Source organism: Chitinophaga sp. W2I13 (assembly GCF_050434005.1).
In the GTDB taxonomy this organism is placed as follows: Bacteria; Bacteroidota; Bacteroidia; order Chitinophagales; family Chitinophagaceae; genus Chitinophaga.
Genome location: NZ_JBNPWD010000001.1, coordinates 1,263,908 through 1,289,414, shown reverse-complemented (window position 1 = coordinate 1,289,414; position 25,507 = coordinate 1,263,908). Strand labels below are relative to the sequence as shown.

The window sequence follows — 25,507 nt, the reverse complement described above, 5'->3', positions numbered from 1 at the left end:
ATCTGGTTTTCAAAAACATGGGTAACGGAGGGTTTCTTCGACGTTCTTCAAATGAAAATGGTAAGCGGACGGGCTTTGTCTGCTACCGAATTTGCTGACTCAGGTAATTATGTGATTAATGAAAAAGCGGCAAAAATTATGGGGATGACCCCGGCGGCGGCCATTGGTAAATCACTTACGTTTTCGGGCGATAAAGGAACTATTGTAGGCGTAGTAAAGGATTTTAATTATAAACCGGCGCAAACGGCCATTGAGCCAATGATCCTTGCGTTCAATAAATGGAATGGAGGAATAGTGCTGGTGCGTACCCAACCCGGAAAAGCGGCAGCCACCATCCAGGCATTGGAGAAAATAAGCAAACAGCTTAATCCCGCTTTCCCCTTCTCTTACGGTTTTGTTGACCAGGACATTAATAATTTATACAAAGGCGAGCAACAAATGGGTAGCCTGTTTAATGTATTTGCGATGATAGCCATTTTTATTTCCTGTATGGGTTTGTATGGCCTATCGGCATTTATGGCGGAGCAACGCACTAAGGAAATAGGCGTTAGAAAAGTGCTGGGAGCATCTGTATTCAATGTAGTATATCTGTTATCAACAGGATTTACAAAGCTTATCCTGATTGCCATTGTAATTGCAATACCCATTGCCTGGTTTGCCACCAATAAGTGGCTCGGCGGTTTCGCTTATCGTGTAAATGTTGGCTGGGCTATTTTCCTGATGGCTTCATTAGCGGCATTAACCATAGCGTGGATAACAGTGAGTTATGAGTCTGTAAAAGCAGCTATTGTGAATCCTGTAAAGAGTTTGAGAAGTGAGTAGATAGATGGGGGGAGCCCTGAATTGATCAGCGAGAAAAAATTTTTCTTTAACGGTATAGTTATAGTTTATCTGATATTTCGCTTCTATCTATATTAATCCTGACCCTTTTGCTTACACTATAAAAACTATCTGATAGCATAATGGTAAAAACAGTTTCCCAATTTTTTCCCAATAACCGATTTATTTTTCTTGCTTTTGTATTGTCAATAAGTTGTAAAAGAATATTCTTATCACCATTAGTATCTATAAACCCCACGTATTGTCTTACCCAATGGCAAAAAAATACTTTGGTATCAACAGTTGCTTTTTGTGCCTCATTATGCTTTTGATTGAAAATTTGTTCTGCTTTTATTATGTCGTCTTTTGTCGGCGTATATCTTAATTTAAAATTTTGCATTTCAACTCCGACAACGTAATCTTTATTAAAAATCACTCCTTTCTCTTTATAATAAGAAGGGAGATAGATTACGCTAAATTTATGTGATGTATCAATATCATTCTGCGCTTTGCTCATTAGGCTTATGCCCAAACTAAATAATAATAGTAATATACAGATTCTCATAATCAATAAGTATAAGGTATCGGGATTAATCCGAACGGTGAAAAAGACATATTACTGATAATTGGATAGTTTGCATTTGTTCTAGTTCCAGGTATTAATACGCTACCCTCTCCAATAGGCGCACCTGCCGCATTCTGCCCTATACTATAAAAAGCTCTTAAATTTATTCCGTTCTCAGCTCGCAAAAGGCTTTCAATGTGTGTAGAATAAATTTCAGCCTTAGGTATATTAATCCCTCCAGAAGTGGTGTACCAAGTACTATAATCAACTTTACCATCCGATATCTGGTCGTCAGCATGAGCTAATTCATGCCCTAATCCAATAAAAGCAGGTCTGTTTTGATTTAAAGAGGCATCAGGCCCACCATTGGTACTACTTGGGGTCCAACGCACCACATTTGTCATTCCTGTTGCGTTATCATTTGCGTTAAAACTATTACTGCCTTTCATAATGTTTACTGTTTCTTTACTGTTCACAATATCATTTATCAAACCCTTTCCGGTAGGTCCCCCTGAAGAAATTTTATTTTAAACCAGCAACAGCTTTCTTTAAGAACCCCTTTACTTTACCAGTATAAGCAGAACCGTCTGTATTTGTTAATTTCCCTCCATTATAATCTACTTTCTTTCTACCACCTAATCCCAAAAATCCCGTCCTAAATTGTATTCTCGCGGTATCACCTAATGGATCATTAAAGCTAATTGGATTATTATACATTGCAGAGTATAAACTCTGTGCATAGTCTGGCTTGGGGTCTACCTGCCACCATCTGCCTAACTGTGGGTCAAGGCTTCTTATTGGCGTAGCATACATCTCCCAACCACTACCATCACTAAACTCCTTATTTTGTAGTTCAGCCCCCTTGTTGTATTTATATTTATTCTCCGGATAGTTAGGCCCTTTAATAGCGGAGCTGCTAATCCCTGCCATCGTTAACCCAAACGGATAATAATGCGTCTCCTCTAGTAATGGACCCGATGCCTGGGTTACCACCACATCGTCAAAATATACATCCTGGTTACTTTCATTGCTGGTATATACATACAGGAATCCACTTTTCTTTATGGGCATCTTGTCCTTTATCAATTTCTGCAACTCATCGGGAGATGCAGTTACCCGCTTTACACCGCTATTTTCTTCCACTAATTTAAACTGATCATCAAACAAAACAAAATTAAGATAAGCTTTGGGTCTATCGGGGTTTTGCTGATCAGGCTCTTTTTCTTTCAATTGCTGATAGTCGTTGTTATAGAAGCTGCTGGTAAATGGTGCCGACAATCCTGCATTAGAGTTTCCGTGTGTGCCTGTAGTGGCTGCGTTACCACCGAAAGTCTGTATAAGATCTGCCAGCATATTGGTGGCAGAAGAAGGCGCTTTATCCTTTTGGGGACCAGTGGATTTATAGAATGCATTGGTAGAAACGGCAATAGTGTCACCAGCCATTACCCGGAGTACGAGTGATGGCCCTGTTTTTTTTCCATTACCGGTGGGTGTTAACTTAGCTACGCTTTTATTACTGCTGTCTGTGGCTGGATAACCTGCTGGTTTGGCAATACGGGTATTGTCAATATTGCTGAATAGCTGGGTTTCAGTAGCAGCATTTGCCGTTTCCATAGAGGCGGCATACACTGAAAGATCGGATTGTTCGGTGAGAACCATTCTTACATTGCCAAGATGATCTTTCAGAAAGTAATCATACCAATAGCTGACAGGTTGATTGACAACGTACACCGGCCGTATACGGCCGTCTTCATGACCGATAAATTGAAGTGTGTCATTCTGATATACAAAATTATCTATATAGTCGGTGGTAATCATTCGGTTAATCGTGCCAGTGTTGTCTGCAACTATCTTTCTGAGCTTTGTACCATTAGCATCATATAAGTAAGAAATTTCCCCTTTCTCTGTGATAGCTATTGTTTCTGCTAAATTGAGATGATTATAGCTAATGGTATTTATTTTCTTGTTTTCATCTTTTATCAGATTTCCGTTTGCATCATATGCGTAATCATCGTTGGTATTGATGCCATCTTCAAAATCACCTAGTTTATCAGTGGAAACAGGAATTACATCCTTTACTTTCATTAGCTTATTGCTGTTACTTTGATAGGTATAAGTCAGCTGATCGATTACTCCTGAAGAACTACCCCGTTTCCCGGATTGGTTCATGGTATTGATATTTCCATTTGCATCATAGGAGAGGTTACTAACAGAAAAATCATTGGTAGTACGATTCCAGACTCCGCTGTTGTTTTCTGTAAAATTTGCCCCTGTCAATCGGTTTACTTTGTCGTAACTATATCCATAAGCGCGTGCTTTGCCATCCGATTTGCTTTTCCATTTCGCTCCGGCAATGTTGCCCGTATATTGTGGCCCATCAAACCCGTAATCGTAGCTTAATTCCTGTCCAAACCAGTTGGCAGTGCTTTGGTCGCTGTTTACAAAGCCTTTGTTAATACTTTTGAGCCATCCACGGATATTGTACTCGTAATTTAATGTTTCGAGTTGTCCTGACCCATTAATACCTAATCGTTTACTTGCCAGTTGCCCTAATTCATTATAAGCATTCATTTCAATGGTTTTCTCCTGGGACACCACATCGTTTAAACGTTTTTTGATACTGGCAACCCTGCCGGTAGCATCATAGACGAGGATTGTTAGTAAAGTAGTTTGCGGGGTGGCGCTGCTTCTTTGGTTGCGATGCCGGTAATAATTACTCAGTAGCTTTCCGTTAAAATCATAGAGGTTGGTGTTAACCTCGGTTCCACCGGTAATATTATTGGATACTGACTGTATCAATCTTTCTTTAGTATTATAGTAATTCGTAGTAGTAAGCCATTGATCTGTGCCAAGTATCCTGGTTTTTGTACCGGTGAGCATACCATTTACTGTTGTTGCTGGTGTGGCCGGTAATGCTTCCGGGTAGGGATTACCGCCTGCTTCTACTTTGTCCTTATCGCCGGCAACATAGTTTTGTTTTCCGGGGAAAGTATAATTTCCATAGAAAAGATAGGTAAGTGGTGTTAACGAAGCAGCTGGAATATTCGGTAATGGATTGGTAATAGTAAGGGATATAATTCCATTGTTGGCAGTGGCACTGATCTCTGCTGTCATTTCCATGCCGGTGCCTGTATCAAAGCCATCCGTCATGGTAATGCTCTGTGTTGCCTGGTAAAGTGGGGTACCGTCGTGGTTATTCAGAACAAGGTCTGTTGCTGCAGGGAAAGTATAAGGCAATGTTTGCGTATTGGAAGTGGCGTTGTTCATGGTACTTTGTAATGCAGATCTTTCAGCAGCCGAATTATATAAGGCTGTCATAACAGGTCGATTTATATTGTCGTAAAAAGTAACTAACCAATTTTCGCCTTTCATATTACCATTACGCGAGAATACAACTCTGTCCCGCACGTCGTATACCAGTTCGGTGGAGTCTGAACCAGGTATTTTCTTTACGATCATCCGCTGTCTTTCATCATATCGATAAACAAAACATAGTTCTGCCATCAAGGCGGCAGTCAGGCTCCAGTTGCCTGTGATAGCTGCCGTTGCCCGGGGGGAGACCACGACACGCAGATTATTCAGGTCATCGTATATATAATAGGTACATAACCATCCCATGTGAGCAGTACCGATAGCAGCCAGTTGTTGAACCTTTTTAGTATGACCCGGCCGGCTTTGTCCTTGTACTCAACTACCTGGTTTTTTGCTTCGTCTGTAATTATATTCTTGTATAATTGTCCTGCATCGTATATGGCAGTAGTGGTAGGGATAGCTGATCCAGGAATCATTCTCCATAATCTGACAGAATCAGCAAGCGTATTTATCTGCTGCGAGATTATTACAGGGAGATTACCACCAACTTCACCTGTGGCGGCATCGATCTTTGCCCAACTGTTACCAGGTGCATACTGTTTAAGCTCCCTGTTTAGTGGAGATGCTTCATAATCTGTTCTGGCATAAAACACTTTTTCTCCAGCTACACCTGGAAGCAGCGTGCTGTTCTGATAAAAGGTCTGTTGCGCTGCAAATGGTGTGGTCTTGAATTTCCCGTCACTCGTATTTCCGGATTGAGGGGCGTAGGGCAGATATTTTAAGACCTCACGGTCAAATGCATCATGCACCACGGGCGATACAAGATCCTTTCCTGTGCCACTGGCCCCTTTTGCCACGCTTTGAACTAATCTTCCTAGTCCATCAAAGTATTGGGTCGACTGTTTTACTTCTGCGGTTGTTCTTGCCGTTGCCGTTACTACGGCCGGATCAGAGGATGGCATGGAAGGTTCCCAGGTTCGTATATAATTAATAGCGGTATTTGTGTAGACCGCTGGTAAAGCTATTGGTGTCGCTGCCGGAGGCTGGCTGGATGTAGGGACCTGACCATATAATAATCCGGTTCCCAGTAAACAAACAACAAAAATTGGGGATGCGAATCCTAAGAAAGTATTACACATATACCGGGTGTTATTGAGATATAGGTTGCTGATATTGATAGTTGAACACTTTGAGTATTTTGCCATCGCTGTCTTTAATTCTTATTAATCTGCCCAGCCCGTCATACTCATAGAAAGTGGCCTTTCCTGTAGGATCAGTTTCACTTGTTATGCCTATCTGTGGAAGATAGGTATAATAAGTAATGAGCGCTGCAGGGAACTGAAGCCTCAGAGCTGCCAGATGATCCCGCAGCTGCTGGTCACTCGCAGGATTATTCAACAGGCTTTGATTGATATACGGTTTAATTGTATTATAATCTACTCCGGTGATCTTTGCCACAGGATAGGTTGACTTGTAACCCCATAAGTACGTTTCAGCTGCATCATTGCTTTTATGAAGTCCCTGAACATTGCCGAGCGAGTCGTAAACATCGAAGTAAGCCTGAGCTTTATAGGCGGGGTGCATGACAGGCGTACCATTGGATGCAAAAGATGATTCCTGCAAATTGGTCGCTGGTTCTGCGGTCTCAATATTATATACAATTTCAGGTTTGAAAAACCTGCTGTTATATTTCTTATAACTGGTATAGGTGCCGCCAAGTAATTTAGTATCTGCTCCATTCTGAATAAAGGTTTGTGATTCCAGTACGGGACTGATCAGATGTACACTTTTCATTTGATTTGCAAAAGATGGAGTAGTAGTTGCCGGATAATCACCAGGGCGTTTGAACTTTTGTACCATTTGCCGGCCATCACTTTGATCAATATCTATCCTGGTTGGAGACCTATGTGTATTATTGTCATAATAATATTTTTTAGTAGTGATCAACTGGCGTGTTCCATCAAACAATGTTTCCTTTTCAGTAACTGGTACGGTCCAGCTGGAAATATTGTCGTAATATTTCATCTTATAATAATAAACTGGTGACTCAGCAGCAATAACATTCCATATTTTAATGCCCTTTAGAATGTCATTTTCCTTTACCTGATAGGTGTAATCATTTCTTTTCACCGGTTGCCCGTTAGCGTTGTATACAATTACGGAATCGGGTTTGCCATTTAATGGATCGCCAACAGTAGGAGTGCTTGGGAACAAGGTTACCGCATCTTCATTGTTGTGGTAGTAATAAGTAGTTTTCCCATTTTCTCCGTTTTCGCCATCTAGCTCGGTGACTTTCGTATATCCCAATACGCCGGATTTTGATGACAGTCCGGGAACAAGCCCGGGTTGTGCAAGAACTGCGTTAAAATCAGCCACTAAATTACAACTGGATACATTTCCAATACCAATATAATACTCGGTGCCGCCCACTTGGTAATGACAGGCATATAACGGAGGTGTCATCAAAACACCGGACGATTTCCCGTCGTCACCTTTATAGGTGTAGCGCTTTACCCGCTTGGTGCCCATGCCATCATCATCTGTTATTCTCATGATCCTGATGCCGGCACCTTTACGGTTATCAAGTGGGATGGGTTCCTTTTCTTCCCAGGAAACAGACATAAAAAATGACCACCCGGAAGTAGAGAGCAGGTGTATTTTATAATTGCCGCTGTCTACGTTCCTGTTCGTAAAAACAGGGCTCGGATTGGGTTGGTTATAATTGGCGGATGTACATCCGCTTATAATTTCCAAACTATTATCAGGTCTGATTCTCCAGAAGTTGGAGTATCCAAGGCTGACAATGTCACTTACATTAGGATTTACTTTCTGATAGCTGCATTGAATAGTAATAGGTATTTGATGATATGGTTCGCCTAATGGCGGAGGGATATGAAAAGTTACGTCTGTAATGTCTCCTTGAGGATTTATGTCAGGATTGGCACGGACAGTGGCAGAATTGGAAATAGTTCTATACGCCTGCTCACCATGGAGATTAGAATAATCGTTTAGCTCATATTCAAATTTGGTGGTGCCTCCTGTGGGGTATTTTATATTGGACAATACCCCGTTCATTGGATACATATGCAAGGTGTCGGCACTTCTGTCCGCGCCATAAAAAGAAGATGGAGCGTTGATAAACACACTGGTCGGAAGAAATGTGGAATTATTAATTCCGTTATAATATCCCCAGTGGTCTACGGCTTTACTGTATTTGTCTGGTAGCAATCCAAGGTCATAATAACTAAATACATAAGGAGGCTTTTTTTCTCCGGCGCCACCTGATTCAACGATAGAATCAAGCTTTAGCCGCCCTTGTATCGATGATCCGTTAAAATAGTTGTAGTAAAACGACCACGCTTTTAACTTTGTACCTATAGCATTCTTTACGATAATGCTATCCAGTTTCGATGGTACTATTTGTTCAGGATAACGGTCAGCCAGATATTCAATGTCCATCCGCTGCGAGTATTTCATTTCTACTGAGCCATTGATATAATTAATCCGTTTTAAATACACATCTCGCAATTCCTGGCGGCTTGCGTCATAAGAATGTTGCTCACTCTGAAACTGTGTGTAAATTTCAGGAGAACAACCGCTTGAACCAGGGGTTATTCCTCCCAGCTTCTGTAGAGTTTCACTCTGCTGCACAAGGCTCAGGCTTTTGCCGAGTATATATTCAAACGTAATTTTTCCACCAGTAGGCGCTACAATGGAATCGATATACCACGCTGTTACGGGAAATGAGCTAATGCTCATGTTGAGGCCATTTATTCCGTTGAAAGAAGTCAGCTCAACCGGAGAAGATCTGCTATAATCTTGTGTATGCTCAGGAGTGCCCAGATAAAATTTATACCCCTTCGCATCGGTTGCCTCCCAATGCCCGCTAATATATACAAGATCCATATTGTTCTTATCATCATAAAAAACAATGGAACCGGCATTTCTTTTTCCTAAAACAAATTTTCCCGAATAACCGGCAAAATTATAACTGAAAACGTCAGGTTCAGCATCTGCCTGATTCAGATAAACATCATCAAAATATACTCTGTCGAGGTTTTCGCGGGCGGGATCATACGCATAATCGTTGCCGGTAGTATTTGGTGGTAAAGCGGCATAATTATAATATCCATGCCCGGAAAAATCATCTCCCTGTCGTACCACCCGGGTAATGGCGCCTCCGGCATTTAAAGACCATCCCAATCCTACCAGAGAAGCATCCTGGGCTACCTTTGTTCCGCTGGCATCATACTGTAGTCCAATGTCCAGCGATTGGTCGGCAGTACTGATGTTGTACATTGGAATGGAAATGTTAGGAGTGCCTTTGTACAAACTTACTGGTGTATTACCATATTTCCCCAGTGATGCCGACGTAGGCGATGGAGGAATTACCTTTGCACCCCGGTACAGGGAATCCTGGGCATTCACAATAGTTCCAACACAAAGGAATAAAACAAAAAAGGTCAGGAAAGAACGTAACTTATAGGGATACATATAAAAAATCAGTTAACAAATAAAAGGTAGGGTATAATTCCTTCACCAATATAATATTATAATTTCTTCCTCTTGTATTTTTTTGGGACAAAGGATCTTCTAAAAACGATTAAACCACCCTCATCCCACGCCCGCATTGTTTTTTTTCTTTACTTTGTCCATAGAAGCAGCTAATCACTTTTCACTTTATGTTCCACGCAAACGAAATAAAGGAATGGCAGCGTCGTATCAGCTCATACGACGACGAAGTGGCGTACAGGGAACTGTTCCTGCGCTTCTATAAGCCGCTGCTGAAGTTTGCCACCTCTTTTGTAAAGTCTGCCGAAACAGCCGAAGAAGTAGTATCCGATGTGTTTATCAGCCTGTGGGAGCGCCGCCAGCAGCTGGAAAACGTGAATAACCTGCAGGTATATCTCTATGTAAGCGTAAAGAACACCTCGCTGAAATACCTGCTCAAACAAAAGAAGCAGTCTGCTATCACCATTGATGAATTATCTGTAGAGCTGGCAAGCCCGCACCAGAACCCGGAGCAAATGCTGCTGACGGCAGAGATGCTCTCACGCATTGAGGCCGCCATTGAAGGACTGCCGCCCCGTTGCAAGATCATTTTTAAGCTGATCCGTGAAGATGGCCTGAAATATAAAGAAATAGCGGAAATCCTGAATGTATCCGTTAAAACCATTGATAACCAGCTGGCCGTTGCCCTCGCTAAAATAGCCAGGGTATTGAATGTGCAGCTGAAGAAATCCTCCCGCTGATACCCCGCCCGGAAAATATTTTTGTTTCCTTTAGTAGATATTGATTTCAAATGGTACCTATATACAGAGTAGCTATCGAAACGTTATGAATAATAAGCGCGTATGGGAATTGATTGGCAGGAAACTGGCCGGAGAAGCATCTGCAGAAGAACTGCAGGAGCTGGAAGGTTTATTGCGTGCCAACCCTGATCTTCACTTTCCCGTGGAAGCCATTACAGATATCTGGAAAACCACGCCTGATCCGGCCGACAGGGCAGAGGGAGAGGACGCGCATACCCGTCTTATTGGGCGTATGCAGGAGAAGGGGATAGCTATTGGTTTATCTGCAGAAGAACAGCAGTCTGCCATTTTCCAGCTGGAAACCCGGACAAGAAGTCCATGGCTGCGTTACCTGGCTGCCGCTGCAGTTGCCGGCATCCTCATTGCAGCAGCCACCTGGTGGTGGCCTGCGGGAAAAGCGGTACATGCACCGGCCATCAGCGAAGTATCCACCCGCAACGGTTCCCGCACTTCTATACAATTGCCCGATGGCTCACATGTATGGCTCAACGCCGGCAGTAAACTTACCTACAGCAAAGATTTTGGCAACAGCAACCGCGAAGTAAACCTTAGCGGCGAAGCCTTTTTTGATATCGCTAAAAACGCAGATTATCCTTTTATTATCCATACTGCCCGCATGGATGTGAGAGTATTGGGTACCCGGTTTAACCTGAAGGCTTACCCGGGAGATAAAATGACAGAAGCCACACTGCTGCAGGGCAGCATTGAAGCTTCCCTCGCCAGCCGCCCCGGTGAACGGATCATCCTGAAACCCACAGAGAAAATCCTGGTATCAGATGACTCTTTACACACGGTAAAAACCAATGATCCGGTGATGGCGGTAAAACATCTTACTTACTATGCTGAAAAAGAAGATGCCATTGTAGAAACTTCCTGGATGGAAAATAAACTCGTATTCCGTGATGAGTCATTTGCATCGCTGGCCGCCCGCATGGAACGCTGGTATGGGGTAACTATTCAGTTTGCAGATAAAAAGAAAGAAGAGCTGCGGTTCACGGGCGTGTTTGCACAGGAAAATATTCAACAGGCGTTGCAGGCATTACAAATGACTGCCGCATTTAATTATACCATCCACGGTACTGAAATTATTATTAACCAGTAATATTTCCGTTATGAAAAAAGGAAACAGATTTAATTCGTCTTGAGCTGCTGGTAACTAAAAAGGGAAATGCGCCAACATTTCCCCCTGAAGCATAACAGGAAGCTTCGCCAATCGTGAAAAACAGCTGGCTTCCATTTTATTACCTCTAGATCTAAAAGTATGAAAAAATCGCTAACAACTGCGAAGCGACCTTCCCATGCCTTCAAAAAAGTCTTATTAATTATGAATTGGACCGCCGTACTGCTGCTGGCAGGTGTGCTCCAGGTATCTGCCAATGCGAAGGGGCAGGGAACGATAACCCTCCGGCTCAAAGAAACGGAGATCGCCAAGGTACTCAGTAGTATTGAGAAACAAGGCGAATACCGGTTCCTCTATAACAACGCATTGAAGGATATCAGGAAGAAAGTGGATGTGGATGTGACCAACACACGTCTGGCTGATCTCATGAGCGAAATACTCAACGATACCGGCCTGAAATATAAAGTGATAGAGAACAACCTGGTGGTCATCATGGCTAACACAGGGGAGTTGCAGGATATCAAAATTACCGGTAAAGTAACCAGTAAAGATGGCAATACACCGGTGCCCGGCGCTACTATCAGCATCAAGGGAACCTCCCGCGGAACGGTTACCGGGCCAGATGGCACCTATACCCTTACCGTGCCGGAAAACGCTACCCTGCTGGTGTCCTTTATCGGCTTCACCAGCCAGGAAATACCGGTCAACAGCCGCTCTGTGATCAATATTTCCCTGGCAGAATCGGTGAGTATGGTGGAACAGGTGGTGGTAGTGGGTTATGGCGTGCAACGTAAGGTAGATGTTACCGGCGCTATCAGCCAGGTTAAAGGAGAAGAGATCAACAAACAACCTATTAATAACGCGGTAAGTGCCCTCCAGGGAAAAGTGCCCGGTGTTACTATTACCAATATGGGAAAACCCGGCGCGGCGCCTGAAATCAAGATCCGTGGTATGGGTACCATATATGGCAGCGCCAACCCATTGTACGTGGTAGACGGTGTGTGGTATGACGATATCAACTTCCTCAACCCTGCTGATATCGAAAACATGAGTATCCTGAAAGATGCTTCCAGCGAAGCAATTTATGGGATACGTGCGGCAAATGGCGTGGTGCTCATCACCACAAAAAAAGGAAAATCCGGAAAACCAGTCGTAAACTATAACGGCTACGTAGGCTATCAGAAAGTAACCAACGAGGTAAAAATGGCCGATGCCAATCAGTATGCCACCCTGGTAAATGAACTGCTGGAACGTAATGATAAAGCTCCGCTGTTCGATGATCCTTCCCAGTTTGGAAGAGGCACCGATTGGTACCATCAAACCCTCCGGAATGCACTGGTAACCAATCACCAGCTGTCTCTAAGCGGTGGCTCAGAAAAATCTACCTATAATTTCTCTATAGGTTATCTGCACCAGCAAGGTTTGGTAAATACAAACGACTTTACCCGCTACACCGCCCGGTTACAAAACGATTTCCAGGTATTTGAACCACTGAAGGTTGGTTATACCGTTACTGCATCTGCCAATAAATCAAATGACGTTCCCGATCTTATCTGGCGCCAGTTGTACAGTGCAGGCCCTGTAGTACCCGTGCATTACGCCGACGGTACTTATGGCGATCCGAACGATTATAACCTCGGTGAAGGCGCGAACTTCAACCCACAGGCAACCCTCGACTTTTTCAACCAGTTCACCAAAAAACAAACCGTTACAGGTAGCGTATACGCCGACCTGCGGTTTGCCAAACACTTTTCTTTTCATACCAGCATCGGCGGCGAATATGGCGAAAACCTGATGCGCAACTATGTACCTGTATTTACAGCTACCATTGCACAACGCGCCACCAACAGTAAACTCACCCGCGAAAATACTGATACCCGTAACTGGATTGTGGAAAATACACTGACCTATCAGAATAAATTCAAAGACCACGATCTGAGAGTATTGCTGGGCCAGGGTGCACAGCGTTATCAAACTTATAAGCTCACTGCTACCGCACCTAATGTGCCGAATAACAGTGAAGGAGATATGTACCTGAAATTGGGCAGCACCGCCGGCAGGGAAATAACAGATGAAGGAGATATCTACACTGTATCCTCCTACTTCGGACGGATCAACTATTCCTTTAAAAACAGGTACCTCCTCAATGCCTCGCTGCGTGCCGACGGCGCCTCCCGGTTCTACGGTAATCAACGCTGGGGCTATTTCCCTTCTGTAGGGGTGGGCTGGATCATCAGCGAGGAAAGCTTTATGAAGCAACAACATTTCTTCGATAACCTGAAACTGCGTGGTAGCTGGGGCCAGATAGGCAATGCCTCCGTTTCTTCCAATATTTCTATATTGAGAGTAGCCCAGGACCCTTATCTCACTGCCGTCTTTGGTGGTAATGTATACACCGGCGCAAGCATCAACTCCGTGGTACCGCCTACTACCTATTGGGAAAAAGGCGTAGGTACGGATGTAGGACTGGAAGCCAGCATGCTTAATAACCGCTTGTACCTGGAAGCCGGTTTCTATAACCGGAAAACAATGCAGGCCATTTTTGATGTAAATATTCCGGGTTCTGTGGGTACCAACTCTGGTACTATCATCGCCAACCAGGCCGATCTTCAGAACCGCGGAATTGAAATCGCAATAAGCTGGAAAAGCCAGATAAAGAAAGACTTTACCTACTCCGTTGGCGGTAACCTCGGTTATAACGAAAATAAAGTATTAAGCGTGGTATCCGGGAAGAACCCTATTTATGGCGGCGGTGGTGGCCTCACCAGCGGCGCACTGAGTACCCGTACTATGCTCGGCAGGCCCATAGGTGAGTTTATTGGTTATATAGTAGATGGGATTTTCCAGACAGATGCGGAGGTGTTAACCTCTGCACAAAAAAAAGCAAGAGCAGGCGACTTTAAGTACAGGGACGTAAGCGGACCTAAAGGCGTGCCCGACGGCGTTATTGATGCGAACGACCGCGTGCCACTGGGGAACCCTAATCCCCGCTTCAGCTATGGCATTAATACATCTTTCACCTGGAAACAATTTGATCTTGCCCTCGATTTCCAGGGTGTTGCAGGTGTAGATGTTTACAATGTAAACCTCGGTGCGCGTTTTGGTAATGAAAATTTCACGAAAGATTTTTATGATAAACGCTGGCATGGACAAGGTACTTCCAATACCTATCCCTCTGCTTTCATCGGCGGTCGCGATAACTACCTGCCTAACTCTTTCTTCGTGGAAAACGGCAGCTACTTCAGGATCAGGAACATTCAGCTGGGATATAATTTCCCCGCTGCTATGACAGAAAAATGGGGCATGAAAAACCTGCGCGTATTTGCAAACGCACAGAATGCTTTCAACTTCTTCCAATACCGGGGATTTACACCGGAAATTGGTGGTAAGCCCAGGGAAGCTGGTATCGATAACAACGTATACCCACTCTACGCAACCTACAATTTTGGTGTAAATGTTACTTTCTGATAATAAAGCAGACTTGTTATGAAACGAAATACTCAACTTAATATACAACGTTTAGCCGGTGGCGTTATATTGCCGGCATTACTGGCCATCGCAGGCTGCGGGAAATCATTTCTCGATGTACCGCCGCAGGGACAACAACCCAGCGAGCAGTTCTGGAAAAATGAAGCAGATGCTACCAAAGCAGTAAATGCTATTTATGCAAACCTCCGCGAATGGAAACAGGTGGGATTTGCCGCCGTAGCTATAGAAAGCCTGGGCTCCGATGACGCCGAAAAAGGAAGTAACGCTTCTGATGCCAGCTTCCTCAATAAATACGACGATTTTTCAGTGACCGCTACAGAAGGACAAATCCTTGATTTCTGGAAATCACAATACCAGGAAATTAATTTCTGTAACCAGGTACTGGATAATATTCCTGCCATCAGCATGGACGACGCACTGAAAAACCGCTACCTCGCAGAAGCAAAATTCGTACGTGCGTATGCGTACTTCCGGCTGGTACGCGCCTTTGGCGATGTGCCCCTGCGCCTGAAAATACCGGTTGATGCCAGTGAATATAATTTACCAAGAACACCCAAGGCAGAAGTATGGGCGGCTATTGAAAAAGACCTGACGGAAGCCGCATCGGTATTGCCACCGGCATATCCTGCCTCCGAGGCAGGACGTGCCACCAAAGGCGCTGCACTGGCCCTGCATGCAAAGGTAGCCATGTACCTCAAAAAATGGCCGGATGTGCTCAATTATACCAACCAGGTAATGGGACTGGGTTATACCCTGTATCCTAACTATGAGCAACTGTTCCGCATTGCGAATGAAAATTCCAAAGAATCCATTTTTGAAATCCAGTGCCAGCTGATCCTGAACAGTAAAGATGCATCCAATTCCCAGTACTCTCAAATACAAGGAGTAAAAGGCGTTGTAGGCGGTGGATGGGGCTTCAATGTTCCCACGCAAAGCCTCGTAAGTGAGTATGAACCCGGAGATCCGCGGAGAGATGCTACCATCATTTTCAGGGGAGAAACCACGCCGGAAGGTGATCTTATACCGCCCACCGGCGATAACCCGATGTTCAACCAGAAATCGTATGTGCCTTTCCGTTTGTTCGTAACCGGCTACACAGAAGGCGCCGATCAGAATGTGCGCGTGATCCGTTACTCGGAAGTGCTGCTCATGAACGCAGAAGCCGCCAACGAACAAGGTAATACAGCCCTGGCACTTACCTCGCTGAACGCTGTAAGGGCCCGCGCACGTGGCAACAATGCAGCCATTCTCCCGGATGTAACTACTACCGATAAAGTAGCATTACGTAATGCGATCTGGCATGAAAGAAGAGTAGAACTGGCCATGGAAAACGACCGCTACTTTGATGTGATCCGCCAGGGAAGAGCCGCTACCCTGTTTGGCACTAAAGGCTTCGTGGCCGGTAAGAACGAGATATGGCCGGTTCCGCAGAATGAAATTGATATCAGTGCAGGAACATTGACACAAAATCCGGGTTACTAATCTCTAATAAAATTATTATGAACTTCAGATATCAATCATACGTACTGCTGGCAGCTATCACGCTGTTTGGGTCGTCTTGCTATAAAAAGTTTGATGCCGACAGCTATAAACCGGCATTGTCTATCGGTGGTTATACCAGCGCCTCCGAAATTGCTCCCGGCAACCTGGTAGCCTACTGGGGATTTAATGGGAATCTCGCCGACAGCATCTCTAAAACCAACTGCGAAAACAATGGTACCTCTTTCGCTACAGGTATCAAAGGAAGCGCGCTCAAAGGCGCGGATAAAGCATACGCGCTGTTCACACCAGGAGCTGCTATCACCGGCCTCAAAGCATTTACGATCACGCTGTGGGTAAATAGCCCGCAGAATACCACCGGTATAGTAGGACTGCTGAGCCTCAGCAATACCAAAAGCTTTTGGGGTAACATCGATATCTTCTTTGAAAATGGTAGCACCGATGCGAAAGCCGTACTGAAAATGCATGTGGCCAGCGCACAGGGAGAAGCATGGCTGGGTAATTATGATGTACAGAATGTATGGGGCAGGTGGACCAACTTCGCCTTATCTTATAACGGCGTGGATTCTTTTAAGGTATATGTAAACGGATTAAGGATCGCCACACACGTGATGGACGGAGCAGGTCCGATCCAGTTCGTGAACCCGGGCAAAATGGTATTTGGTACCTCACAGTTCCAGACCGTTCCCAGTCTCACTTCTGAAGCCACCGCACAGGACTGGGCCAGCTACCTCACCGGCGGCCTCGATGAAGTAAGGATCTATAATAAAGCATTGGAAGAAGCGGATGTCAGCGCCCTCGTTAAACTGGAAGGGCGGGGTAAATAGTTTTTTATGAAATGGATAGCTTGTTTATTATTGATAATAACAGCAGGTTGCAGTAAGGGCGGAGGCGACAATACGTCGCCTCCGCCCGTTACGCCGCCCTCCTTCAGCTTTCAGGCCCTGAGCGTGGATAGCGTGTCTGCGGGATTTTCCTATTATGGTACCGGCACACAACCTGCCATCAGGATTTCCTTCTCCGACGCCGTATCGCGCAGCTCTGTTGCTGCTGCCTGTTCTTTTACCGGTAAAATTGGTGGTAACGTGCCATACAACGTAACGTGGGAGCACGGCGACAGTACCCTTGTGTTGAAACCCGTTGCGCCATTGTCTAACCTTACCGCCTATACGATTACCGCAGGCGCCGGCCTGCTGTCAGCGAAGAACGCCAAACTTCAATCGGCCGTTTCATTGTCGCTGGTAACCGCTATAGATACCACCGATAAATTCCCGCGTATCTCCGATGATGCACTGCTCACACTGGTACAACAGCAAACGTTTAAATACTTCTGGGACTTTGGTCACCCGGTTAGCGGCCTCGCACGCGAAAGAAACACCAGCGGTGAAACCGTTACCTCCGGCGGCTCCGGCTTCGGTATCATGGCCATCATCACCGGGATAGAACGCGGCTTTATTACCCGCAGCGAAGGACTGGCACGCATGCAGAAAATAACCACTTTCCTGGGCACAAAGGCAGCACGCTTTCACGGCGCTTTCCCGCATTGGCTCAATGGCAGCACCGGCGCAGCTATTCCTTTCAGCACAAAGGATAATGGCGCCGACCTGGTGGAAACAGCTTATCTCATCCAGGGACTCCTAACCGCACGCCAATACTTTAAAAATGTGGATGTAACGGAAACGCAGCTACGAAGCGATATCAATGCCATTTGTAATGCAGTGGAATGGAACTGGTTCCGGAAAGATAATGCAAACGTGCTGTACTGGCACTGGAGCAACGAGTATAAATGGGAGATGAACCTGCCGGTAAAAGGATGGAATGAATGTCTTATTACCTATATTCTCGCGGCCTCCGCACAAACGCCGGTACCAAAAGCTACTTACGACAGCGGCTGGGCAAATAACGGCGCCATGCGCAACAACAATCTTTACTATAATATCAAACTGCCGCTGGGTCCTGCTATGGGCGGCCCACTGTTTTTCTCGCATTACTCGTTCCTGGGCATCAATCCCAAAGGATTGAAAGATACTTATGCGGATTATGAAGAACAGGTGGTGAATCATACCCGCATTAACTACGCCTATTGCGTTGCCAACCCGGAAAAGAATTATGGCTACGGCGCTAGTTGCTGGGGGCTTACCGCCAGTGATATCCCCAACGGCTATACGGCCAGTTCACCCACCAATGATGTGGGTGTAATTGCACCCACTGCTGCGTTGTCGTCTTTCCCGTATACGCCGCAGGAATCCATGCAGGCGCTGAAATTCTTTTATTACAAACTGGGCGATAAGATCTGGAAAGAATACGGCTTTACAGACGCTTTCTCCCTTCAGCACATTTGGTTTGCCAACTCATTCCTGGCCATCGATCAGGGGCCGGTAATAGTGATGATAGAAAATTACCGCAGCGGATTGTTGTGGAACCTGTTCATGAGCTGCCCGGAAATAAAAACGGGTATGCATAACCTCGGCTTTACCAGCCCACATCTCTAAAAAAGAAAAAGAATGAAGTATATACTGTTTATTGGCTGTTTGTTTTTCCTGCTGCAGCCGGCAATGGCACAAAAGAAGATCAAAGTTAACCGGCAAAAAATGTCGGACGAACAATTATTGGAACTGGTACAAAAACAAACGTTCCGCTACTTCTGGGATTTTGGTCACCCGGTGTCAGGTATGGCGCGCGAACGCAGCAACAAATCCTTTGACTATGGCGATGAAGTGGTTACCACCGGTGGCACCGGCTTCGGCGTAATGGCGATCATTGTAGCTGCTGAACGTAAATGGATCACCCGCGAAGCTGCCGCACAACGGCTGCTGAAAATAGTGAACTTCCTCCGGAAGGCAGACAGCTACCATGGTGTTTTTCCACACTGGCTGAATGGTAACACAGGCAAAACGATTCCCTTCAGCCGTAAAGATGATGGCGGCGACCTGGTGGAAACATCCTTCCTGTTCCAGGGACTCCTTTGCGCCCGCCAGTATTTCAGCAACGACAATCCAACGGAAACGGAGCTACGAAATAAGATCAGCTGGACCTGGAATGAAACAGAATGGAACTGGTATACGCAGGGCGGACGCAATGTACTGTACTGGCACTGGAGCCCCAACAACGGCTGGAGCATGAACCACGAAATCAAAGGATGGAACGAATGTCTTATCACATATGTACTGGCCGCTTCATCTCCCAGCTATGCCATCAACCCGGAAGTATATCACCAGGGCTGGGTGAATAATATTTATTTCAGGAACGACCGTACCTTTTATGGGATCAAACTCCCGCTGGGATTTGATTACGGCGGACCGTTATTTTTCTCGCACTATTCTTTCCTGGGCTTAAACCCACACGGCTTAAAAGACCGTTACGCCGATTACTGGGAACAAAACCTGCATCATACGCTTATCAACCGCGAACACTGTGTTCGTAATCCAAAAGGATTTAAAGGCTATGGCGCCAATTGCTGGGGACTCACCGCCAGCGACACCTACGACGGATATAATGCACATTCGCCGGAAAACGACCTGGGTACGATCACACCCACGGCGGCATTATCGGCGTTCCCATACACGCCTGAATATTCTATGCAGGCGTTGAAACATTTTTACTACGACCTGGGCGATAAAATCTGGACGGAGTATGGCTTTACTGACGCTTTCAACGAAACAAAGCAATGGTATGCATCCTCGCACCTGGCCATTGACCAGGGACCCATTGTTGTAATGATAGAAAACTACCGCACCGGGTTGTTGTGGAAGTTGTTCATGAGTTGCCCGGAGATTAAGCAGGGACTAAAGAAACTTGATTTTGAAACAACGGAAAAATAGTGATGATGAAAAGATGGATATATGCACTGGTGATCCTGTTCATATGCATGGATACAACTGCGCAAACTACCTATTGTAACCCGGTGAATATCGACTACGGCTATTGTCCTATTCCCAACTTCACCACCTGGGGGAAACACCGTGCTACCGCCGATCCGGTAATTGTAAATTACAAAGGCGACTACTACCTGTTTTCCACCAATCAGTGGGGATATTGGTGGAGCCCGGACCTGCTCAACTGGCATTTTGTGGAAAGGAAATTCCTGAAGCCGTATCATCATGTGTACGATGAACTGTGTGCGCCCGCAGCATGGGTAATGGGCGATACGTTGCTCGTATTCGGATCTACCTATACCAGCGACTTCCCCATCTGGATGAGCACTAATCCCAAAGGAAATGAATGGAAAGAAGCGATCGACTCGCTGCAGATAGGCGGTTGGGATCCTGCGTTTTTTGCAGATGACGATGGCCGTTTGTATATGTACAACGGCAGCAGCAACCGGTACCCGTTGTATGGCGTGGAAATGAATCGCAGCACCCTGCAACCGAAAGGCACGAGGAAAGAAATGTACCTGCTGGAGCCCGACCGCTATGGCTGGCAACGGTTTGGCGAAAACCTGGATAATACTTTCCTGGACCCCTTCATTGAAGGCGCGTGGATGACAAAGCACCACGGGAAATATTACCTGCAATACGGCGCTCCGGGAACAGAGTTCAGCGGCTATGCCGATGGAGTAGTGGTAGGTGATCATCCGCTGGGGCCTTTTACGCCGCAGTCAGACCCCGTTTCGTATAAGCCCGGAGGTTATGCCCGTGGTGCAGGTCATGGCGCTACGTTCCAGGATAATAAAGGATTTTGGTGGCATGTATCTACCATGGTAATTGCGGTAAAAAACAGCTTCGAGCGCCGTATCGGCTACTGGCCCGCCGGATTCGATAAAGAAGACGTGATGTTTTGTAATACCTCTTTCGGCGACTACCCGCATTATATTTCAAGGGGCGCTGATACCACCGCTTTTGATAACGCCGGGTTTACCGGTTGGATGCTGCTGAACTATAACAAACCAGTTGCCGTATCTTCCACATATGGTGGCTATGTGCCCAACAACGCCGTAGATGAAAGCATAAAAACGTATTGGAGCGCCGCCACCGGCAACAAGGGCGAATGGATACAAACAGACCTTGGGAAAGTAAGCCGCGTAAATGCAGTACAGGTAAACTATGCCGATCAGGATGCTCCGTTTCTGGGTAAGCAAACAGCTATATATCACCAGTATATACTTTGGTTTTCGGAAGATGGAAAACACTGGAAGATGCTGGCCGATAAAAGCAAACAACGCAAGGATGTGCCGCACGATTATATTGAGTTAGCAAAGCCGGTGCAGGCGCGTTATATCAAAATGGAGAACATCCATATGCCCGGCGGAAAATTTGCACTCAGTGGGCTAAGGGTATTTGGCAACGGCAACGGCGCAGTGCCCGATACGGTGAAAGACCTGCTGGTGCTTCGCACGGAGAAGGATAAACGAAGTGCATGGATTAAGTGGTCGCCGGTAGATAATGCATACGCATACAATATTTATACCGGCACCTCACCGGATAAATTATACAGCTGCATCATGGTGCATAACAACAATGATTACTACTTCAAAGGCATGGACAAAGATCTCCCCTATTATTTTTGTATAGAAGCCATTAATGAAAACGGCGTATCTGCCAGAACAAAGGTGATAAAAGAAGATTAAAACAAACAGTATGAAAGATATACATACCCTTTTTAAAAGTACGCTGGTGGCGCTGATACTGTTGGTTGCCGGCCAGGTACAGGCGCAAACAACCAGCGCGAAAATGAATACTTTCGTGAGTGCGCTGATGGGAAAAATGACGCTGGAAGAAAAGATCGGGCAGTTGAATTTGCTTACACCCGGCGGTGGCGTAGCTACCGGCTCAGTGGTAAGCAGTGATGTGGAGACAAAGATCAGCAAAGGAAATGTAGGCGGTTTGTTTGGTGTAATTGGTGTGGAAAAGATCCGGCAGGCGCAGGAACTGGCCGTTACTAAAAGCAGGCTTAAAATTCCGTTGATTTTTGGATCCGATGTAATCCACGGCTACAAAACCACTTTTCCTATTCCACTGGGATTATCCTGCAGCTGGGATTTGCCGCTGATTGAACACAGTGCGCGGCTGGCGGCAACAGAAGCCAGTGCCGATGGTCTTTGCTGGGTGTATTCCCCAATGGTGGACATTGCCCGCGACCCGCGATGGGGCCGCGTAGCAGAGGGCTCGGGGGAAGATACGTACCTGGGTTCAAAAATCGCCGCCGCCATGGTGCGTGGATACCAGGGTAACCGCCTCGGCGATAAAAACAGTGTGATGGCATGTGTAAAACATTTCGCCTTATATGGCGCGGCTGAAGCAGGCAGGGATTACAATACCACTGATATGAGCCGCATCAAAATGTATGAATATTAACCTGCCACCGTATAAAGCGGCCATAGATGCCGGCGCCGGCAGCGTCATGACTTCCTTCAACGAAATTGATGGCATCCCGGCTACGGCCAATAAATGGCTGCTGACAGACCTGCTCCGCAAACAATGGGGCTTTAAAGGCTTTGTGGTAACGGATTATACCGCTATCAATGAAATGATGGCCCATGGCCTGGGCAACCTGCAAACGGTATCGGCGCTGGCATTAAAAGCGGGTGTGGATATGGACATGGTAGGCGAAGGTTTTGTGACCACCCTACAGCAATCACTGAAAGAGCGTAAAGTAACACTGAACGACATCAATGATGCCTGCCGCCGGGTGCTGGAAGCAAAATATAAACTCGGCCTGTTTGAAGATCCCTACCGCTACTGCAATACCGCTTCCGCTGCCAAAGAAGTGCTGAGCGCAGATAAAAGGCAGGCTGCTAGGGAGCTGGGCGCCCGTTCCTGCGTATTACTGAAAAATGACCGGCAAACATTGCCGCTGAAAAAATCAGGCATCATCGCGCTGATAGGACCGTTGGCCAATAACAAAAGCAATATGCTCGGCACCTGGGCCGTAAGTGGCGACGCGCAATTATCAGTGCCTGTGCTCGACGGCATGAAACAGGTAGCCGGCAGCAGCGTGAATATCCTCTATGCCAAAGGCGCTAACATCAGCGATGATACCAGCTTTGCCAAAAAAGTAAATGTATTTGGCGAAAGAATAGACATCGATACCCGCACACCGGAGCAGTTACTCACAGAGGCAATTACCACAGCCGCCAAGGCAGATGTGGTAGTGGCCGTGGTGGGAGAGGCATCTGAAATGAGCGGCGAAGCCGCCAGCAGATCGGATATAGGCATCCCGGAAAGTCAGCGTAAACTGCTGACCGCACTGGCACAAACCGGCAAACCACTGGTAGTAGTGGTAATGAGCGGACGGCCATTAACCCTTACCACCGAAAATGAACAGGCTACTTCCTTACTGGAAGTATGGTTCCAGGGCCACGAAGCCGGCAACGCCATCGCGGATGTACTCTTCGGGAATTATAATCCTTCCGGAAAACTCACCATGAGCTTCCCCCGGAACGTAGGCCAGATCCCTATCTACTACAATTATAAAAATACCGGCCGGCCGCAACCGGAAGGCCCCACCCAGAAATTTCATTCCAACTACCTCGATGTGCCCAATGACCCGCTGTTTCCATTCGGATACGGGCTCAGTTACACCACTTTTAAATACGAAGGACTTACACTGAGCACCAATAAAATAAATGGCAGTCAGACCATCGATGTAGCGTTTAAACTCACCAACACCGGCGCTTATGCCGGCGAGGAAATAGTACAGTTGTACCTGAGAGACCGGGAAGCTTCCGTTACCCGGCCCGTGAAAGAACTGAAAGATTTTCAGAAGATAAAGCTGCAGCCGGGAGAAAGCAAAACCATTCACTTCACCATCAACAGGGAAAAGCTGTCGTTTTTCAACAGCCGGTTGCAATGGATAGCCGAACCGGGTACATTCGACCTCATGATTGGCGCCTCTTCCGCCGATATCAGGCTGAAAAATACGGTTGAATTATTGTAAAGCCGCATATCTTTATTACTGGTTAAAAGAAGCAAGGTCGCCCGGAAGGACGGCCTTTTGCTTTTGGGATGCTGAAAGCTTATATTTGAGAACTGACCATTAGCGCTAATTATATGGAACCTATCACTGCGATACAACTAAAAAGTATTCCTGCTCTCAAAGAGGTGCCGCTGGAACAACTGCAGTGGCTGATATCCCAGTCGGAGGAAAAGCTGGTGCCGGAAGGCGAACTGATGTTTAAAGCCGGTGACCCGGTGGTGGCCACCATCATTGTGATTTCAGGAAAGATACGCATCTCCGCCACCATCAACGGGCATTACCGGGAAATAGTGGAACTGAACGACGATAACATTACCGGGTGGCTGCCTTTTTCCCGTGTGAAAAACGCCATGGGGAATGGCCTGTGCCTGAAAGATACCCGGTTGCTGATTTGCCCGTCGGAAAAGATTAAAGCACATATTGAACAACATTACGAACTGACGGAAGCACTGGTGCATATCATGACGAGCCGCGTGCGGGAAACCACTTCCTCGCAGCAGCAGAACGAAAAAATGATGGCGCTGGGAAAATTATCCGCGGGCCTGGCCCATGAACTGAATAACCCGGTAGCCGCCATTTGCAGAAGCTCGGATAAACTGTTTGAAAATATCAGCCATATTCCTGCCATATTTAAAGAGATGGCAGCGCTGTGTTTATCACAGGAGCAGGCCACCGCTATTGTTGATAACCTCCAGCAATGGTGGAGCAACAAGCCGACGAAAGCACCCACGGTGCTGGAATTGTCTGATAAAACGACTGCTATCGAGGACTGGATGGACAGCAAAAACATCTCCCGGATAGAAATAGCGGAAATACTGGCGGAATATGGGGTAGAAACCACTGTACTGGAAGATTTCAGCCGGCTGTTTGACCCTGCGCACCTGGATGTGATCTTCAGCTGGATACATGGCGCACTGGAAGCCAACAGGATGGTAGGCGACCTGCAGATCTCTTCAAAAAGAATATTTGACCTGGTAAGCGCCGTGAAAAGATATACGTACATGGACCAGGAGCCGGATAAACAATTTATTGATATCCATAGCGGTATCCACAACACGCTGGCCATGCTGGATTACCGGTTCAGAAAAGGAAACGTGGAGCTGGTAGAAAATTATGATGCCTCACTGCCCAAAATAAAAGCGCTGCCCGGAGAGCTGAACCAGGTATGGACCAACCTCGTGGATAATGCGCTGGATGCCATGGAACCTGCTAAAAAAGGACGGCTGGAAATAGCCACCACAAAGGACCGCCAGTGTGTGCATATCACCATTACCGATAACGGCCCGGGCATACCGGAAGAAATACAATCACGTATATTTGAACCTTTTTTTACCACCAAAGATTTGGGAAAAGGGACAGGACTGGGACTGGATGTAGTATCGCAAATTGTGCAGCGTCATCGCGGATCAGTGAAACAAACTTCTGTACCCGGTAAAACCATTTTTACCATTTCATTTCCCATAGAGAATAATTAAT

Annotated in this window: 17 protein-coding genes; 12 read left to right on the top strand and 5 right to left on the bottom strand. The window is 46.1% G+C overall.

Translation table 11 applies throughout. The features are described from left to right. The gene (locus tag QFZ48_RS05190; protein WP_429065465.1) at positions 1–822 is read left to right on the top strand and encodes an ABC transporter permease; all 822 of its coding nucleotides are present in this window, start codon (positions 1–3) and stop codon (positions 820–822) included. 58 nt (positions 823–880) lie between these two features. On the opposite strand, the gene QFZ48_RS05185 is transcribed toward QFZ48_RS05190, so the two are convergent. The 5 genes from QFZ48_RS05185 to QFZ48_RS05165 all read right to left on the bottom strand — a co-directional run bounded on the left by QFZ48_RS05185 (position 881) and on the right by QFZ48_RS05165 (position 9,190). Further along, a complete protein-coding gene (locus QFZ48_RS05185; RefSeq protein ID WP_429045231.1) occupies positions 881–1,384 on the bottom strand; it encodes a hypothetical protein in 504 nt (167 codons plus the stop codon). Positions 1,385–1,386: 2 nt separating this feature from the next. Beyond that, positions 1,387–1,905, bottom strand: coding sequence for a M91 family zinc metallopeptidase (locus QFZ48_RS05180; protein WP_429065462.1), 519 nt, complete (start codon positions 1,903–1,905; stop codon positions 1,387–1,389). 1 nt (position 1,906) lies between these two features. Further along, the gene (locus tag QFZ48_RS05175; RefSeq protein WP_429061406.1) at positions 1,907–5,002 is read right to left on the bottom strand and encodes a hypothetical protein; all 3,096 of its coding nucleotides are present in this window, start codon (positions 5,000–5,002) and stop codon (positions 1,907–1,909) included. Further along, a complete protein-coding gene (locus QFZ48_RS05170; protein ID WP_429061405.1) occupies positions 4,963–5,658 on the bottom strand; it encodes a DUF6443 domain-containing protein in 696 nt (231 codons plus the stop codon). Before QFZ48_RS05170 ends, QFZ48_RS05175 begins: the two co-directional genes overlap by 40 nt. Before the next feature lie 187 nt (positions 5,659–5,845). Then, positions 5,846–9,190 (bottom strand): RHS repeat domain-containing protein, encoded by a 3,345-nt coding sequence (locus QFZ48_RS05165; RefSeq protein WP_429061403.1) that lies wholly within the window; start codon positions 9,188–9,190, stop codon positions 5,846–5,848. Positions 9,191–9,378: 188 nt separating this feature from the next. Between QFZ48_RS05165 and QFZ48_RS05160 the strand changes: the two genes are divergently transcribed. The 11 genes from QFZ48_RS05160 to QFZ48_RS05110 all read left to right on the top strand — a co-directional run bounded on the left by QFZ48_RS05160 (position 9,379) and on the right by QFZ48_RS05110 (position 25,506). Next, a complete protein-coding gene (locus tag QFZ48_RS05160) occupies positions 9,379–9,948 on the top strand; it encodes an RNA polymerase sigma-70 factor (RefSeq protein WP_370909602.1) in 570 nt (189 codons plus the stop codon). Positions 9,949–10,033: 85 nt separating this feature from the next. Then, positions 10,034–11,110, top strand: a complete 1,077-nt coding sequence (locus QFZ48_RS05155) for a FecR family protein (protein WP_429061401.1) — start codon at positions 10,034–10,036, stop codon at positions 11,108–11,110. A gap of 222 nt (positions 11,111–11,332) precedes the next feature. Then, on the top strand, positions 11,333–14,596 hold the full coding sequence (locus QFZ48_RS05150; RefSeq protein ID WP_429061399.1) for a TonB-dependent receptor: 3,264 nt from the start codon (positions 11,333–11,335) through the stop codon (positions 14,594–14,596). 18 nt (positions 14,597–14,614) lie between these two features. After that, the gene (locus QFZ48_RS05145) at positions 14,615–16,099 is read left to right on the top strand and encodes a RagB/SusD family nutrient uptake outer membrane protein (protein ID WP_429061397.1); all 1,485 of its coding nucleotides are present in this window, start codon (positions 14,615–14,617) and stop codon (positions 16,097–16,099) included. Positions 16,100–16,116: 17 nt separating this feature from the next. Next, a complete protein-coding gene (locus QFZ48_RS05140; protein WP_429061395.1) occupies positions 16,117–16,944 on the top strand; it encodes a LamG-like jellyroll fold domain-containing protein in 828 nt (275 codons plus the stop codon). A 6-nt stretch (positions 16,945–16,950) separates the two neighbouring features. Then, on the top strand, positions 16,951–18,609 hold the full coding sequence (locus QFZ48_RS05135) for a glucoamylase family protein (protein WP_429061393.1): 1,659 nt from the start codon (positions 16,951–16,953) through the stop codon (positions 18,607–18,609). Positions 18,610–18,621: 12 nt separating this feature from the next. Beyond that, a complete protein-coding gene (locus tag QFZ48_RS05130; RefSeq protein ID WP_429061391.1) occupies positions 18,622–19,938 on the top strand; it encodes a glucoamylase family protein in 1,317 nt (438 codons plus the stop codon). Positions 19,939–19,943: 5 nt separating this feature from the next. Beyond that, complete coding sequence (locus tag QFZ48_RS05125; protein ID WP_429061389.1) at positions 19,944–21,683, top strand: family 43 glycosylhydrolase; 1,740 nt, start codon at positions 19,944–19,946, stop codon at positions 21,681–21,683. Between the two features lie 10 nt (positions 21,684–21,693). Next, positions 21,694–22,410 (top strand): glycoside hydrolase family 3 N-terminal domain-containing protein, encoded by a 717-nt coding sequence (locus QFZ48_RS05120; RefSeq protein WP_429061388.1) that lies wholly within the window; start codon positions 21,694–21,696, stop codon positions 22,408–22,410. Continuing rightward, positions 22,400–23,992: a beta-glucosidase BglX gene (bglX, locus tag QFZ48_RS05115; protein WP_429061386.1), complete on the top strand. Its 1,593-nt coding sequence runs from the start codon at positions 22,400–22,402 to the stop codon at positions 23,990–23,992. Before QFZ48_RS05120 ends, bglX begins: the two co-directional genes overlap by 11 nt. 113 nt (positions 23,993–24,105) lie before the next feature. Next, positions 24,106–25,506, top strand: coding sequence for an ATP-binding protein (locus QFZ48_RS05110; RefSeq protein ID WP_429061384.1), 1,401 nt, complete (start codon positions 24,106–24,108; stop codon positions 25,504–25,506). Position 25,507 lies beyond the last annotated feature (1 nt).

Bases quoted from the DNA above. Each gene is read 5' to 3' on its own strand.
- QFZ48_RS05185 (WP_429045231.1), bottom strand. From the start codon at position 1,384: ATGAGAATCTGTATATTACTATTATTATTTAGTTTGGGCATAAGCCTA.
- QFZ48_RS05175 (WP_429061406.1), bottom strand. From the start codon at position 5,002: ATGGGATGGTTATGTACCTATTATATATACGATGACCTGAATAATCTG.
- QFZ48_RS05170 (WP_429061405.1), bottom strand. From the start codon at position 5,658: ATGCCATCCTCTGATCCGGCCGTAGTAACGGCAACGGCAAGAACAACC.
- QFZ48_RS05165 (WP_429061403.1), bottom strand. From the start codon at position 9,190: ATGTATCCCTATAAGTTACGTTCTTTCCTGACCTTTTTTGTTTTATTC.
- QFZ48_RS05160 (WP_370909602.1), top strand. From the start codon at position 9,379: ATGTTCCACGCAAACGAAATAAAGGAATGGCAGCGTCGTATCAGCTCA.
- QFZ48_RS05155 (WP_429061401.1), top strand. From the start codon at position 10,034: ATGAATAATAAGCGCGTATGGGAATTGATTGGCAGGAAACTGGCCGGA.
- QFZ48_RS05150 (WP_429061399.1), top strand. From the start codon at position 11,333: ATGAATTGGACCGCCGTACTGCTGCTGGCAGGTGTGCTCCAGGTATCT.
- QFZ48_RS05145 (WP_429061397.1), top strand. From the start codon at position 14,615: ATGAAACGAAATACTCAACTTAATATACAACGTTTAGCCGGTGGCGTT.
- QFZ48_RS05140 (WP_429061395.1), top strand. From the start codon at position 16,117: ATGAACTTCAGATATCAATCATACGTACTGCTGGCAGCTATCACGCTG.
- QFZ48_RS05135 (WP_429061393.1), top strand. From the start codon at position 16,951: ATGAAATGGATAGCTTGTTTATTATTGATAATAACAGCAGGTTGCAGT.
- QFZ48_RS05130 (WP_429061391.1), top strand. From the start codon at position 18,622: ATGAAGTATATACTGTTTATTGGCTGTTTGTTTTTCCTGCTGCAGCCG.
- QFZ48_RS05125 (WP_429061389.1), top strand. From the start codon at position 19,944: ATGAAAAGATGGATATATGCACTGGTGATCCTGTTCATATGCATGGAT.
- QFZ48_RS05120 (WP_429061388.1), top strand. From the start codon at position 21,694: ATGAAAGATATACATACCCTTTTTAAAAGTACGCTGGTGGCGCTGATA.
- bglX (WP_429061386.1), top strand. From the start codon at position 22,400: ATGAATATTAACCTGCCACCGTATAAAGCGGCCATAGATGCCGGCGCC.
- QFZ48_RS05110 (WP_429061384.1), top strand. From the start codon at position 24,106: ATGGAACCTATCACTGCGATACAACTAAAAAGTATTCCTGCTCTCAAA.